At 72.1% G+C, this 14,103-nt stretch carries 10 protein-coding genes and 1 pseudogene; 7 read left to right on the plus strand and 4 right to left on the minus strand.

What is annotated here, in order from left to right; translation table 11 throughout:
* Window positions 1-27 precede the first annotated feature (27 nt).
* The 3 genes from K8556_RS21525 to K8556_RS21535 all read left to right on the plus strand — a co-directional run bounded on the left by K8556_RS21525 (window position 28) and on the right by K8556_RS21535 (window position 5,821).
* Window positions 28-930 (plus strand): tyrosine recombinase XerC, encoded by a 903-nt coding sequence (locus K8556_RS21525; RefSeq protein ID WP_223741954.1) that lies wholly within the window; start codon window positions 28-30, stop codon window positions 928-930.
* Between the two features lie 99 nt (window positions 931-1,029).
* Window positions 1,030-3,210, plus strand: coding sequence for a catalase/peroxidase HPI (katG, locus tag K8556_RS21530; RefSeq protein WP_255652002.1), 2,181 nt, complete (start codon window positions 1,030-1,032; stop codon window positions 3,208-3,210).
* A 211-nt stretch (window positions 3,211-3,421) separates the two neighbouring features.
* Window positions 3,422-5,821, plus strand: coding sequence for a M20/M25/M40 family metallo-hydrolase (locus K8556_RS21535; RefSeq protein WP_223741955.1), 2,400 nt, complete (start codon window positions 3,422-3,424; stop codon window positions 5,819-5,821).
* A 57-nt stretch (window positions 5,822-5,878) separates the two neighbouring features.
* On the opposite strand, the gene K8556_RS21540 is transcribed toward K8556_RS21535, so the two are convergent.
* Both K8556_RS21540 and K8556_RS39185 read right to left on the minus strand, forming a co-directional pair.
* On the minus strand, window positions 5,879-7,003 hold the full coding sequence (locus K8556_RS21540) for an Ig-like domain-containing protein (RefSeq protein WP_223741956.1): 1,125 nt from the start codon (window positions 7,001-7,003) through the stop codon (window positions 5,879-5,881).
* A 188-nt stretch (window positions 7,004-7,191) separates the two neighbouring features.
* Window positions 7,192-7,326 (minus strand): hypothetical protein, encoded by a 135-nt coding sequence (locus tag K8556_RS39185; RefSeq protein WP_255652003.1) that lies wholly within the window; start codon window positions 7,324-7,326, stop codon window positions 7,192-7,194.
* 47 nt (window positions 7,327-7,373) lie between these two features.
* On the opposite strand from K8556_RS39185, the pseudogene K8556_RS21545 reads away from it, so the two are divergent.
* Window positions 7,374-7,580, plus strand: a pseudogene (locus K8556_RS21545) (glutathione binding-like protein); the annotation flags it as partial.
* 93 nt (window positions 7,581-7,673) lie between these two features.
* Here the strand turns inward: K8556_RS21545 and K8556_RS21550 are convergent.
* Complete coding sequence (locus K8556_RS21550; protein WP_223741958.1) at window positions 7,674-8,960, minus strand: hypothetical protein; 1,287 nt, start codon at window positions 8,958-8,960, stop codon at window positions 7,674-7,676.
* Between the two features lie 359 nt (window positions 8,961-9,319).
* On the opposite strand from K8556_RS21550, the gene K8556_RS21555 reads away from it, so the two are divergent.
* The 3 genes from K8556_RS21555 to K8556_RS21565 all read left to right on the plus strand — a co-directional run bounded on the left by K8556_RS21555 (window position 9,320) and on the right by K8556_RS21565 (window position 13,372).
* Complete coding sequence (locus tag K8556_RS21555) at window positions 9,320-10,087, plus strand: endonuclease/exonuclease/phosphatase family protein (RefSeq protein ID WP_223741959.1); 768 nt, start codon at window positions 9,320-9,322, stop codon at window positions 10,085-10,087.
* Window positions 10,075-10,755 (plus strand): hypothetical protein, encoded by a 681-nt coding sequence (locus K8556_RS21560; RefSeq protein WP_223741960.1) that lies wholly within the window; start codon window positions 10,075-10,077, stop codon window positions 10,753-10,755. The genes K8556_RS21555 and K8556_RS21560 overlap by 13 nt, the downstream gene beginning before the upstream one ends.
* A gap of 145 nt (window positions 10,756-10,900) precedes the next feature.
* Window positions 10,901-13,372, plus strand: a complete 2,472-nt coding sequence (locus tag K8556_RS21565; protein ID WP_223741961.1) for a PQQ-dependent sugar dehydrogenase — start codon at window positions 10,901-10,903, stop codon at window positions 13,370-13,372.
* Window positions 13,373-13,376: 4 nt separating this feature from the next.
* Here the strand turns inward: K8556_RS21565 and K8556_RS21570 are convergent, their stop codons facing one another.
* Entirely contained in the window at window positions 13,377-14,084 is a 708-nt protein-coding gene (locus K8556_RS21570) for a DUF1361 domain-containing protein (protein WP_223741962.1), read from the minus strand.
* Window positions 14,085-14,103 lie beyond the last annotated feature (19 nt).

Consider the following 14,103-nt stretch of genomic DNA (forward strand, 5'->3'; position numbering starts at 1 on the left):
CGGGGAGCCCCCTAGGCTTCGCCGACCATGTCCACCCTGTCCCCGCTGCTGGAGCAGTTCAAGGTCCACCTCGAAGGTGAGAAGGGCGCGTCGCCGCACACGGTGCGCAACTACCTCATCGACCTGAAGGACTACGAGCGCTACCTGGTGGAGCGGATGAAGCTGTCGCTGCTCGCGGGCACGCACGCGGCCATCCGTGGCTACCTGGGCACGCTCGCGGTGGACCACGCGCCCACGAGCCGCGCGCGGCGGCTGGCGAGCATCAAGTCCTTCTACAAGTACCTGGTGCGGCAGAAGCTCCTGTCCGCCAGCCCGGCCAAGCTGGTGAAGAGCCCCAAGCTGCCCAAGTCGCTGCCCAAGGTGCTGCCGGTGGAGGAGGTGTTCGCCATCCTCGACATGCCGGACGTGAAGACGGTGCTGGGGCTTCGCGACAAGGCCATCCTGGAGATGCTGTACGGCGGCGGCCTGCGCATCAGCGAGCTGTGCGGCCTGGACCTGCTGGGCGTGGACCGCGGCAGCCGCATCGTCCGGGTGATGGGCAAGGGCAGCAAGGAGCGGCTGGTGCCGCTCAACGTGAAGGCCATCCGCGCGCTGGAGGCGTACCTCGCGAGGCGCGGCGAGCTGCTGGCCGAGGTGCGCGAGGGGCAGGACCCGGACGCGCTCTTCCTCAACTTCAAGGGCGGCCGGCTGACGGCCCGCAGCATCGCCCGGCACCTGGACGCGTACGTGCTGAAGCTGGCCCTGGCGCGCAAGGTGAGCCCGCACGCGATGCGCCACTCGTTCGCCACGCACCTGCTGGGCGGCGGCGCGGACATCCGCAGCATCCAGGAGCTGCTGGGCCACGCCAGCCTGTCCACCACGCAGAAGTACACCCACGTGACTTTCGAACAGTTGCAGGAGGTCTATGACGCCGCCCACCCGCGGGCGTGAGCGGCAAGGGGTTCGGTAGCAAACGGCGGGTGAATCCCTCCGAACAACGGGCGTCCGGCGCGCGCGCCTCCGGCCTACCGTTCCGGCATGACCGACGAAATGAAGTGCCCCGTCGCGCACGGCCCCCGCCGCGCGCGCACCAACGCGCAGTGGTGGCCGGAGCAGCTCAACCTCGCGATGCTGCACCAGCATTCCTCGCTGTCGGACCCGATGGTCGAGGGCTTCGACTACGCGGCGGAGTTCCAGACGCTCGACCTGGACGCGGTGGTGAAGGACCTGCACGCGTTGATGACCGACTCGCAGGACTGGTGGCCGGCGGACTACGGTCACTACGGCCCGTTCTTCATCCGCATGGCGTGGCACGCGGCGGGCACCTACCGCATCTTCGACGGCCGCGGCGGCGCGCGCTCGGGGGACCAGCGCTTCGCGCCCCTCAATAGCTGGCCGGACAACGGCAACCTCGACAAGGCGCGCCGCCTGCTGTGGCCCATCAAGCAGAAGTACGGCCGCAAGTTGTCGTGGGCCGACCTGATGATCCTCACCGGCAACGTGGCGCTGGAGTCCATGGGGCTCAAGACGTTTGGCTTTGGCGGCGGCCGGGAGGACATCTGGGAGCCGCACTCCATTGACTGGGGTCCGGAGTCCACCTGGCTGGGCGACGAGCGCTACAGCGGCGAGCGGGAGCTGGCGCACCCGCTGGCGGCCGTGCAGATGGGCCTCATCTACGTCAATCCAGAAGGCCCGAACGGCCGTCCGGATCCGGTCGGCTCCGCGCGCGACATCCGCGACACGTTCGCGCGCATGGCGATGAACGACGAGGAGACCGTCGCGCTCGTCGCCGGTGGCCACACCTTCGGCAAGTGCCACGGCGCCGGCCCGGTGCACCACGTCGGCGCGGAGCCGGAGGGCGCGAACGTCGAGGAGCTCGGGCTGGGCTGGAAGAGCACCTACGAGAGCGGCGTCGGTGAGCACGCGACCACCAGCGGCCTGGAGGGCGCATGGACGCCCACGCCGACGAAGTGGGACATGACCTACTTCGAGACGCTGTTCGGCTACGAGTGGGAGCTGACGAAGAGCCCGGCTGGCGCGCACCAGTGGAAGCCCGTGGGCAACAGCGGTGACGGCACCGTGCCGGACGCGCACGTGCCCGGCAGGCGCCACGCGCCCATGATGACCACCGCCGACCTGGCGCTGCGCTTCGACCCCGTCTACGAGCGCATCTCCCGCGACTACCTGGCCCACCCGGCGAAGTTCGCGGACGCCTTCGCGCGCGCCTGGTTCAAGCTGACCCATCGCGACATGGGGCCCAAGGCGCGCTACCTGGGCCCGCTGGTGCCGAAGGAGGACCTGCTCTGGCAGGACCCGATTCCGGCCGTCGACCATCCGCTGATCGACGCCGCGGACATCGACGCGCTCAAGGCCGAGCTGCTCGGCTCCGGCCTCGAGCGCCAGCAACTGATCAAGACGGCCTGGGCCTCGGCGTCGACGTTCCGGGGGAGTGACATGCGCGGCGGCGCGAACGGCGCGCGCATCCGCCTGGCGCCGCAGAAGGACTGGGAGGCCAACGAGCCCGCCGAGCTCGCGAAGGTGCTCGGGAAGCTTGAAGCCATCCAGCAGCGGTTCAACGCCGCGCAGCGCGGCGGCAAGCGGGTGTCGCTGGCGGACCTCATCGTGCTGGGGGGCACCGCGGCCGTCGAAGCCGCCGCGCGTGACGCCGGCCACGAGGTCACCGTGCCCTTCACGCCGGGCCGCATGGACGCGTCGCAGGAGCAGACGGACGTCGAATCGTTCCTGGTGCTCGAGCCGGCGGCGGATGCCTTCCGCAACTACGTCCGCGCGGGGGCCGAGGCGACGACCGCCGCCGCGCTCATCGACCGTGCCAGCCTGCTCACGCTCACCGCGCCGGAGATGACAGCGCTGGTGGGCGGCCTGCGCGCGCTGGACGCCAACCACGGCCACACGCCGCACGGCGTGTTCACGAAGCGCCCCGGCAAGCTGACCCCGGACTTCTTCGTGAACCTGCTCGACATGCGCACCGCGTGGAAGCGCTCGGAGAAGGCGCCGAACCTGTTCGAAGGCCGCGACCGCGCCACGGGCGCGCTGCGCTGGACGGCGACGATCGCCGACCTCGTCTTCGGCTCGAGCTCGCAGTTGCGCGCGCTGGCGGAGGTCTACGCGGCCCACGACGGCGAAGCGCACTTCGTGCAGGACTTCATCGCCGCGTGGACCAAGGTGATGAACCTGGACCGCTTCGACCTGCCGGGGAAGAAGACGATCTGAGCGGCGGGTGGGCGAGCGGCGCGACCCCTGGTGGAAGGGGGGCCGCCGCCTGCTCGCCCTGTTTCAGGTGGCCAGGCAGAGGGCGCAAGGTCGGCGTGTCCGCCGGATTCCGGGTGACGTAGAGTGCCCGCGCGATGGACACCCCCTTCGACGGGGACTCCGCGAACCCCCCGCGGCCCCCGAAGGGTGGGCGCGCCTGAAGGACTGGAACATGAGCGACACCGCCCCGACCGCGGGCCTGGAACGGAGTGCCTCCCCTCGCGCGTCTTCGGTTGCACGGTGGGTGACCGCGGTGCTCGGCCTGGGCGTCATCCTGCTGGTGCTGCGCGGAAGTGCCCTGCCGGCGCCGGTGCCCGCCTCCGCGCCCGCGGAGCGGTTCTCCGCCGAGCGCGCCCGGGAGCACCTGCGCTTCATCGGCGCGGAACCCCACGCCGTGGGGACGCCCCGGCACGCGGCGGTGCGCGACTACCTGCAAGCGCGCCTGCGCGACGTGGGCGCGGAGGTCCAGCTCCAGCGCGAGGCCGTCTTCGCGCCCGCGCAGGGCATCCCCCGGCCCGCCGCGAACGTGGAGAACGTCGTGGGCCGGCTGCGCGCGAAGGACGGCGCGAAGGGCACGGCCGTGATGCTGGTGGCCCACTACGACTCCGTGCCCACGGGGCCGGGCGCGTCCGACAATGGCGCCGCCGTCGCGTCCATCCTGGAGGTGGCGCGGGCGCTCCAGCAGGGGCCGGCGCTGACGGGCGACGTGCTCTTCCTGTTCACGGACGCGGAGGAGCAGCACCTGCTGGGCAGCACCGCCTTCGCCGCCTCCCACCCCTGGGCTCGCGAGTCAGGCGTGCTCCTCAACGTGGACGCGCGCGGCAACGCGGGGCCGCTCCTGATGTTCGAGGTCTCCCCGGGCGGCGGCTGGCTCGTGCGCAGGCTCGCCGAGGAGGCCCCGGACGTCGGGGCCGGTTCGCTCTTCACGGCCGTGTATCAGCGGATGAAGAACGCCACGGACTTCACGGCGCTGCGGCAGGGCGGGTGGCAGGGGCTGAACTTCGCCAACGTGGAGGGCACGCAGGCCTACCACTCGCGCAAGGAGACCGTGGACGCGGTCTCCGACGGGCTCCTCCAGCAGCAGGGAGACACGCTGCTCGCGCTCACCCGGCGCATCTCCCGGGAGCCGTCCGTGCCGGAGGGTGAGGAACTCATCTACTTCAACGCGGGCCCGCTGCGCGTCCACTACCCCCGGTCCTGGGCCGTCCCGCTGGCGGTCCTCTGGGGCGGCCTGTTCGTGTTCGCCATCTTCCGGGCGCGCCAGCGCAAGCAGTTGCGCCTGTGGGCCGTGTTGAGGGAGGCGGTGGTGCTGTTGCTCGTGGGCTTCCTGGCCAGCAGCCTCGCGCGGCTCGCGTGGCCGCTGTTGCGCGCCCTCCAGCCCGGCTTCCGCGCCCTCAGCCGCTCGGAGACGCAGGACAACGGGCGCTTCATCCTCGCGGTGGTGCTGTGGGTGATGGCGGCGATGGGCGTGGGGCTGTACCTGCGCCGCCGCGCGCCGGTGATGGAGCTGGCGGCGGGCGGCTGCGTGCCGTGGGCGGTGCTCTGCATCGCGGTGAGCGTCGTGTTGCCGGGCGCGAGCGCGCTGTTCCTCTGGCCCCTGGCGGGCATGGTGCTGCTGCTCTTGTGGCTGGGCGGCCGGGGGACACCTCCGCCCACCCCGTGGCTCGTGCCGCTGTGGGGGCTGGCGGCGCTGCCGCTCCTGCTGTTGCTGCCCGACGTGCTGGCCACCTTCTACACGGTGCTGCCGCTGGAGCGGGCCGCGGTGCCGTCCGACCTGCTGATGCTCGGCATCTGCCTGCTCGCGCCCGGCTGGCTGTGGTTGGCGGGCCGGGCGCTGCCGTGGGCCTCGGGCGGGGCCGCGCTGCTGGGACTGGGGCTGCTGGTGTCGCTCGCCGCAGGTCAGCGCTTCGACGCGCGAAACCCGCGCCCCACGGGCCTCTTGTATCTGGTGGACGCGGACGCGAGGACGGCGCGCTGGGTGTCGTCGGATGCCGTGCTCAATGACTGGACGCGCGCGTACCTGGGCGGCGACCCGAAGCGGGAGGCCGTGGACGCGCTGCCGGAGGTGAAGGGGCCGTTCTGGTACGCGCCGGCACCCGCGCCCGCGGAGGACCTGCGGGGCCCCGCGGTCGAGACGCGGCGGGAGGCAGGGGAGGGCGGGCGCCGGAAGGTGTCGCTCCACATCACCCCGTCGCGTCCGGACGCGGCCTTCGTGGACGTGCAGGTGCTGCCCGGGGACGCGGTGCTCTCCGCGCGGCTCGCGGGCCAGCAGGCCCCGGGCGACACGCTGCGGACCCGCAACGCGGCCCAGGGCGTGCTGCTGCGCTACTGGGTGCCGTCCACGGAGGGCTTCGACCTGGAGCTGGAGCTGACTCCAGGCGGCAGCCCCACCGTGAGGGTGGGTGAGCACACCTACGCGGTGCCCGCCTCGGTGTCGCAGGGGCTGCCCGCGCGCCCGGAGGACAGCATGCCGGTGCCCTTCGGAGAGGGCCTGGACGAGGGCACGCGCGTCACGCGGACGCTGCGGCTGGAGGACTCGGCGCCGCAGGTCTCTCCCGGCCCCGTGCCCTGACGGCCTGGCGCCGGGACGACGGGCCTCCGCGCGGGGCGGAGGCCCGCCTCACCTGGCTCAGGGCACGGTCACCGTCACCGCGTTGCTGCGCCGGCTGTTGCCCGCGCGATCGTAGGCGATGGCCACGATCGTGTGCGTTCCCGACAGGCCCGCGGTGTTCCAGGTCCGGGTGTACGGGCTGGCCCCGGCGAAGAACGTCGCCACCCCGTCGATCTCGAAGATGACCTGGAGCATCGCCTGGGTGTCGCTCGCGCTGGCGCTCAGCGTGACATCGCCGCTGACCACCGCCCCGTTGACGGGCGCGAAGAGCAGGGCCGAGGGCGGCACGTTGTCGACGGTGAGGCTGCGGCTGCTCGTCTGGACGTTGCCCGCCTTGTCCGTGGCACGAATGGCCAGCGTGTAGGCGCGGTTGGCCAGCACCCGCGTGTCCCAGGTGAAGTTGTAGGTGTAGCTGGAGGTGCCGGGCGCCGTGGCCTTGACGATCCCCTCCTGCAGGAACTCCGTCAGCGCCACGCCGGAGAGGCCCTGGTCCGTCACGGACCAGCCCACGGTGACGAGGCCACGCACGTAGTTCTGGCTGATGGGGTTGTACTGGGGGACACCGGTGATGATCACGGGCGCGTAGTTGTCCACCATCGCCGTCACGGCGCTGGACGTCGTCGCGTTTCCGGCCGCGTCGAAGGCCTGCGCCGTCAGCGTGCGGTTGCCGGAGGTCGCGCTCGTGGTGTCCCAGCTCACGCTGAAGGGCGCGGCGAAGGAGGAGCCGATGAGGGTCGTGCCGTCGTAGAAGTCCACCCGGGCGACGCCCACGTCGTCGGAGGCGTTCGCGGTGACCACGAACGTGCCGCGCAGGAAGCTGGCCGGGGTCGGCGAGCTGATCGCCACGGCGGGCGGCGTGGTGTCATCGAGCAGCAGGGCGCCCTCCTGTTGGCGCGGGGCCGGCGAAGCCTCCGCCTCCGGGGCCGTGCGCGCCGGATCATCCAGCACCGCCGCGTCCTGGATGACGAGCCCGTGCTCGGCTCCGTCGGCGGACGTCTCTTCCGGGGCGCCGTCCACCGGACGGACCTGGGACGGGGTGTTCTCCTGCTCGGCGGGGAGCTCGCCACAGCCCGCGGAGACCCAGGCGCCCGCGCCGACCAGCGCGACGGCGAGGCGACGGGCCCTTCTTGAAACCATGCTCATGGGGGTGTTCCTTTCGGAGCGCGGCGCCTGCGAAGACGCGGCACCGGCGGGTGCGCAATATCAGACTCCACCGGGCCTCAGGGAGAGTCAGTAATTACGCGTTCCCGGGTGTCCAAGGACTCGCCGTGTCTGGGAAGGCATGTGAGGGTTTGGCGTCACCCTCCAGTGCGATGGACAGCCATTGCCCGCTAGCCCACCGCGAGCCCCCGGGGCACGGTGGACTCGAGCGCGGCGAGGAGGCGGAGCGCGGAGTCTCCGACCTCCTTCCTCCAGGCCATCCGCCAGGGCCGCCGCAAGGGCCCGGACGCGAGCCGCTTCACCACGAGCTCGCCCCTGCCGAGGTGCGGGGGAGCGGCACCTCACCGGACGCGAGTTCCTGCTGGAGCGCTTCAGCGTCGCGGACGCGTACCTGGTGACGGTGCTCGGCGGGTGCGTGGCGACGCCCATCGACCTGAAGAAGTGGCCCGCGCTCAGCGCCTACTTCGCGCGGTTGCGGGAGCGGCCCAGCGTCGCGAAGGCCTTCTTGGAGGAGCGGGCGCTCTACGCGGCCCAGCAGAAGCGCAAGCCGCGTGCGTGACGGCGGCCGCGCGGTTCGCGGACAGCGACTCCCTCCTCCGCCTCCTGGAGCGATGGAGGCGGGGAGGGAGTCTTCATCCCGGACGGGCGTCCGTCAGGCCAGGGGCTGGGTGCCGCCGACGCCGTTCTTCAGCTCCTTGCGCACCGCCTCGGCGACGCGCTCGCGCACCATGCTCGCCATGCGCTCGCGGAGGTCCTCGCCCACGCGCTCGCGGATGGCGGACACGAGCGTCTCCGTGTCGACCTGGCCGGGGCCCTGGGCCTGGTAGCCGCCCATGTGCTGCTCACCGTACCCGCCCCGCATCGCGTGACCCACCCCGCCCATGGTGCCCATCGACTCGCGGATGGCGTCACCCAGCCGCTCGCGCAGCGCGTCCTGCAGGTGCTCGCGGAGGTTGCTGGCCAGCCGCTCGTGGAGCACGTCGACCAGGCGCCCGCGGAGGGTGTCGGCGATGCGCTCGGGGTCCACCATCCCGATGCCCTGGGGCTGGAAGCCCATGTAGCCCTGGGCGCGCTCCGTCAGCCGGGCGCGCAGCTCGTCGCCCAGCCGCTCGCGCAGCGCGTCGCGCACGCGCTCACGCAGGCCGCTCTGGACGCGCTCGCGCAGGGTGTCCGCGATGCGCTCGCGCACGGTGTCGGCGAGGCGCTCCGGGTCGATCTGCCCCATCTGCACGCGGCGCTCGGACAGCGCGGAGCGCAGCGTGTCCGTCAGCCGCTCCTTCAGCGCCTCGCGGACGCGCTCGCGCACCACGGAGTGGATGCGCTCGGACACGGCGTCGGCGAGCCGGGTGCGGAGGGTGTCGGCGATGCGCTCGGGGTCCATCCCGAAGCCCTCCATGCCCATCCGGCGCTCCATCATCGCGGAGCGCAGCGCCTCGCCCAGCCGCTCGCGCATGGCGTCGCGAACGCGCTCGCGCACGACGTTGCCCAGCCGCTCACGCAGGGCGTCCTCCAGCCGGATGCGCACGCGCTCGGCGATGCGCTGCGGGTCGAAGTGACCGTGCCCCTGCTGCATGCTCATCCAGTTCTCCGCCAGGGCGGAGCGCAGCGCCTCGCCCAGCCGCTCGCGGAGCACCTCGCGGGCGCGCTCGTGCACGCCGCTGACGACGCGCTCGTGGATGACGTCGGTGAGGCGGTTGTGGATGGCTTCAGCGATCTGCTCCGTGTCGTACGGCATTCCGGCCCCCTCCCCCTGCTGCATGCCCGTCATGCGCTCCCGCAGCGCGCCGCGAATCGCGTCGCTGACGCGCTCGCGGATCTCCGAGCCGATCCGCTCCTCCAGACCGGACACGACGCGCTCGTTCACGGCGTCGACGATCCGAGCCTTGAGGGCGTCGGCGAACATCTGCTGCCCCTGCATGGAGAACTGTTCCTGGTTCATTCAGCTTCCTCGTGGGTACCGCGGGTAGAACGGCGGCGCGGAAGGCGCTCCTGGGCCCGCCACGCGAGGCGAATGGATAAAGCCCGTGGCCCCGCGCGAATACAGGGCCCGGGTCTCGCGCGAGCGTTGGCGCGGGCATTCCAGGCCGTGCTCGCGGGAGGGGCAGGCGTGGACATCAGCCAATGGTGAACTGTGCGGCCTCCCGGCCATGCAGGCATGGGCGTCATCCCCGTGGAAATCCCGGGCTTCCCACGGCGTTCGTTGCGGGAATGACTCAGTCCTTGCGGCGAGACCCAGCCCGCCCGGCCGTATGGCTGGGGGCGCTCCTGATGCTCGGCTCCCTGACCGGTTGCCCCATCATGCCGAGCTATTCCGACGCGGAGGGGCCTCGCTACAGCGGAGACTACCGGCCCGTGCAGCCCACCGCCGTGGAGGCCCCCTCCTCGGTCACCGTGGTGACGTACAACCTCGCCTTCGCCGAGCAGGTCACCGACGCGGTCACCTCCCTGTCGAGCCCTCCGCTCGCGAACGCGGACGTCATCGCGATGCAGGAGATGGACGCTCCGGCCGTGGAGCGGATCGCCCGGGAGCTGGGGCTGTCCTACGTCTACTACCCGGCCTCCGTGGCCAAGGACGGGGATGACTTCGGGAACGCGGTGTTGAGCCGGTGGCCCATCACGGCGGACCAGAAGATCAACCTCCCCCACGACGACCCGTATCACCAGCAGCACCGCATCGCGGTGGCCGCGACGGTGGACATCCGGGGGACCCCCTTCCAGGTGGTCTCCGTGCACGGCGCGACCCCCATCGTCGGGCTGGGCGCGCGGTTGGAGCAGGCGGAGACCGTCATCCACGCGGTCGAGGGCGCGGCGCCGGCGCAGGTCATCGCCGGGGACTTCAACACCTCCGACCCGGGGAGCCTGACGCAGACCGTGAAGCTGTTCTCGCAGTGGGGTTTCCAGTGGGCCTCCGAAGGGGTGGGGGACACCGTGGACTCCGTCATCGGCGGCCTGGCGCTCGACTCCGTCTTCGTCCGGGGGCTCACGCCGCTGGAGCGCGGCGTGGACCCGCGCCCCTCCGGGAGCGACCACCAGCCGGTCTGGGTGCGCTTCGCATGGCCACAGTGATGCCGAGGCCCTTCCTGCGGGCCCTGGGGATGGGGGCGCTGCTCCTGGGCGCGCCCGGCTGTCTGAGCGGAGCGCGCAACCTGGGCGCGGCGACGACCCCGGTGGGGACGACCGAGGTCGGCGTCTCCGTGAACACGATTGCCTTCGAGCGCGGCCGGGAGCGGGCCTATCTGCCCAACCCCGAGCTCACCTTCCGCAAGGGGGCCGGCGAGAACTGGGACTGGGGCGGCCGCCTCACCCTGCTGGGCCTGGAGCTGGGGACCCGGCATCGGCTGGTGGAGCGCTCCCCCTGGACCGTGTCGGTCGCCCCGAGCGCGGGCCTCTGGTACGTGCCCGTCACCAACAACACCACGGAGCCCGTCAACTTCCGCCTGGGAGCCCAGACGCTGGTCGACTATCGGCTCAATCCCCGGTGGACCCTGACCGGAGGCGCCTCCCTGATGGGGGCCTTCGCGGGCCCGCTCACCGTCTTCCAGGGCAGGTTCAATGGCTCGCACCTGCTCATCGCGCCGGGCGGCTCGCTGGGCGTGGCGTACCGGCTCAATCCCTCGCTGGAGCTGCGGGCGGAGGGCGGCATCGAGCTGCCGTTGGATTTGCAGGGCGGCCGCCGTCAGCCGACCGGTTACGCCGGACTGACGCTGCGTTGGGGACGCACCTCCCGCCGCTGAGGGGGGAGGCCGCGCGCGCCCGGCCCTCTTCGGCTGGGGTGTCGCGTGTAAGGTGACAGCGGCCCGGAGCCCCGGGACGGATGGCCGGAAGGAGTGGAGGCACCAGCTTGCGCCCACTCTTTTCGCACCCGTTGGAGGGGGCTCCATGTCCTTGCCGCGCCGCTGGCCGGATCCGTTCGCCGTCTGTCTTTGTCTCGGGCTGGGCTGGGTGTTGCTGGCGGCGGCCAGGGCGCCGGAGCCCGCCGCGCGGGCCCTTCCGGGAGGCTTCTCGTCCGAGCTCGTGGTGGGCGGCCTGCACTACCCCACGACGTTCGCGCACCTGCCGGACGGGCGCATCCTCGTCGCGGAGAAGGCGGGGGTGGTCCGGATCGTCAAGGACGGTGTCCTGTTGCCCACGCCCTTCCTGGACGTCAGCGCGCGGGTGAACAGCCACCATGACCGGGGCCTGCTGGGGCTCGCGGTGGACCCTGGCTTCGCGCAGAACGGCTACGTCTACCTGCTCTACACCTACGACGACGACGCCACGGACGACGACGGGCCCAAGACGTCGCGCCTGGCGCGGTACACGGCGGAAGGGGACACGGCCTCGCCCGCCAGCGAGTCGGTGGTGCTGGGCACCGCGGTGGCCGGCTCCTGCAAGGACCTGCCTCCCGGGGCTGACTGCATCCCTTCCGACAGCGCCTCGCACTCCGTGGGCAACCTCCGGTTCGCGCCGGACGGCACCCTCTTCGTGTCGCTGGGGGACGGGGCCCGCTTCGACGTCGTGGATGACGACGCGCTGCGGGCGCAGGACCTGGACTCGCTGGCGGGCAAGGTGCTGCGCATCACGCCCACCGGCGAGGGCGTGCCGTCGAACCCGTTCTGGAACGGGAATGGCCAGGCCAACCGCTCGAAGGTGTGGGCGCTGGGGCTGCGCAATCCCTACCGCTTCAACCTGCGGCCGGGCACGGGCACGCCCTACGTGGGGGACGTCGGCTGGAACGACCACGAGGAGATCAACGTCGCGACGCCGGGCGCGAACTTCGGCTGGCCCTGCTACGAGGGCCCGGGGCGCCAGCGCGGCTACGAGCCCAAGGCCGCGTGCCAGGCGCTGTATGCCCGGGGGCCGGACGCGGTGCGGCCGCCGCTGTACTCCTGGACGCACGCCGAGGGCCAGTCCGTCACGGGCGGCGCCTTCATCCAGGATCCGGCGTTCCCGGAGCAGTGGCGGGGCGCCTACTTCTTCGCGGACTACGTCCAGCAATGGATCCGGGTGCTGCGGGTGGACGCCAATGATCAGCTCGTGCCGGACAGCGTGGCGGTCTTCGCCACCGAGGCGGGCGGCGTCGTCAACCTGAGCAGCGGGCCCGATTCCCAGCTCTACGTCGTGGACATCCTGGCGGGAGAGCTGCGCCGCATCCGCTACCCGGGCACCAACACGCCGCCGGTCGCGGTGGCCTCGGCGACGCCGCGCGAAGGCGGGCCGCCCCTGCGGGTGTTCTTCTCCAGCGCCGGCTCCCGCGACGCGGACGGCGACGCGCTCCAGTACGTGTGGGACTTCGGGGACGGCAGCTCCGTGTCGGGCGTGGCGAACCCGGAGCACCTGTACGAGGTGGCCGGCCTCTACGTGGCCCGGCTGACCGTCAGTGACGGACATGGCGGCAGCCACACGGCCTCCGTGTCCATCTCCGTGGGGAACCTGTCGCCGGTGGTGTCCATCCATTCGCCGTCGGAGGCGTTCCGCTTCAAGGTGGGGGACGTGGTGACGTTCGCGGGCTCGGCGAGCGACGCGGAGGACGGCGCCATCCCGGGCGACCGGATGGCGTGGTCCCTCACGCTGGTGCACTGCACGCCGGGCGCGTGCCATTCCCACCCCTATGACGAAGGCCAGGGCCCCAGCGGGACCCTCACCATCCCGGACCACGGCGACGACGTGCGCTTCGAGCTGACGCTGACCGCGACGGACTCCGCGGGGCTGACGGGCAGCCGGACGGTGACGCTGCTGCCCCTGAAGGTGCAGGTGACGGTGGAGACGTCACCGCCCGGGCTGGAGGTGGTGTTCGACGGGACGGCCAGCCCGGCGCCGTTGGTGCGTTCGGTCGTCGCGGGCTCCTCGCACGCGATCCTCGCGCCGTCACCCCAGGGCCTCTACGGCTTCGTCGGCTGGTCCGACGGCGGGGCCGCGGAGCACACCATCCAAGTGGGCACGGAGGCCGTGGGCGTCACGGCGTTCTTCGAATCCGTCGCGCCGGCGGAGTGTCCGCGGGGGCAGTACCGGGCGGAGTACTTCGCCAACCGGGAGCTGGCGGACGCCCCGGTGAACGTGCGCTGCGAGGGGGCACCGCTCATGCACTTCTGGGGGGCGGGCAGCCCCGTGCCAGGTGTGGGCGCGGATGACTTCTCCGTGCGCTGGACGGGGCGGTTCTACTTCGCGACGGGCCTCTACTTCTTCCTGGCCCAGGCGGACGACGGCATCCGGGTCTTCGTGGACGGCAGCCGCATCATCAACGGCTGGAAGGACCAATCCTCCACCAGTTACGTGCACGCGCGCTGGATGCGCGCGGGGGAGCACTCCGTCGTCATCGAGTACTACGAGCACGGCGGGGACGCCGTGGCCGGGCTCCGGTGGACCCGGTAGCCCTTCAACTGGCCGCGCGTCGCCCGCCGCGCTGACGGCACAGGCGGGCGACGAGCGCCTCGTAGCCGGCGTAGGACAGCGGCAGGAGCAGGGCGAAGAGGAGGGTGAGCGAGGGCAGGGCGGGGTGGGCCAGCGGGTCCTTGACATGTGAGGCCATGGCCCGCAGGAGCCGGTCCGGCTCCGACAGCACGTCCCAACTGTTCCAGCGCTCCACGCGGCCCAGGTAGATGCCATAGCCACACAGGCCGGACGTGATGGCGACGAAGGCCCATGCGGTCGTGGGCCCCCAGCGCTCCTCCAGCCACCGCTTCCAGATGTCCAGCGACAGCAGGCCCAGCAGCCACCCCGTGGCGGCGAACAGGGCCAGGAGCGCGGCGTCGAACCAGAGCGGAACCACGGGCCGCTGACGCAGGTGGATGAAGTCGGTGACCAGGTAGGGCGCGTTGGGAAACAGCGCGAGCCAGCCGAGCGCCAGCGGAGCCAGGAGCCACGGGCGGCCCAGGCCTCGCACCATGAGCCCCCGCGCGACGAGCGCCAGGGTGTACGGCGCCCAGGCCAGGAACAGGTTCCACGACAGGAAGGCGAAGCTGGCGCGCTCGCTCCAGTCGAGCCGCAGGGCCAGCAGGTCCACCGCGAGCAGGCTGCACACGATCGCGGGCAGCAGGCCGTGGCGGCTCGGGATGGAGGGGATGGGGGAGTGCGGTCGGGACATGGTGGCGTGTGGCGCCACA

It is taken from the genome of Corallococcus sp. AS-1-12, assembly GCF_020036995.1.
GTDB lineage: Bacteria > Myxococcota > Myxococcia > Myxococcales > Myxococcaceae > Corallococcus.

Bases quoted from the DNA above. Each gene is read 5' to 3' on its own strand.
- K8556_RS21540 (WP_223741956.1), bottom strand. From the start codon at position 7,003: ATGAGCATGGTTTCAAGAAGGGCCCGTCGCCTCGCCGTCGCGCTGGTC.
- K8556_RS21525 (WP_223741954.1), top strand. From the start codon at position 28: ATGTCCACCCTGTCCCCGCTGCTGGAGCAGTTCAAGGTCCACCTCGAA.
- K8556_RS21565 (WP_223741961.1), top strand. From the start codon at position 10,901: ATGTCCTTGCCGCGCCGCTGGCCGGATCCGTTCGCCGTCTGTCTTTGT.
- K8556_RS21535 (WP_223741955.1), top strand. From the start codon at position 3,422: ATGAGCGACACCGCCCCGACCGCGGGCCTGGAACGGAGTGCCTCCCCT.
- K8556_RS21560 (WP_223741960.1), top strand. From the start codon at position 10,075: ATGGCCACAGTGATGCCGAGGCCCTTCCTGCGGGCCCTGGGGATGGGG.
- katG (WP_255652002.1), top strand. From the start codon at position 1,030: ATGAAGTGCCCCGTCGCGCACGGCCCCCGCCGCGCGCGCACCAACGCG.
- K8556_RS21570 (WP_223741962.1), bottom strand. From the start codon at position 14,084: ATGTCCCGACCGCACTCCCCCATCCCCTCCATCCCGAGCCGCCACGGC.
- K8556_RS21550 (WP_223741958.1), bottom strand. From the start codon at position 8,960: ATGAACCAGGAACAGTTCTCCATGCAGGGGCAGCAGATGTTCGCCGAC.
- K8556_RS21555 (WP_223741959.1), top strand. From the start codon at position 9,320: ATGCCGAGCTATTCCGACGCGGAGGGGCCTCGCTACAGCGGAGACTAC.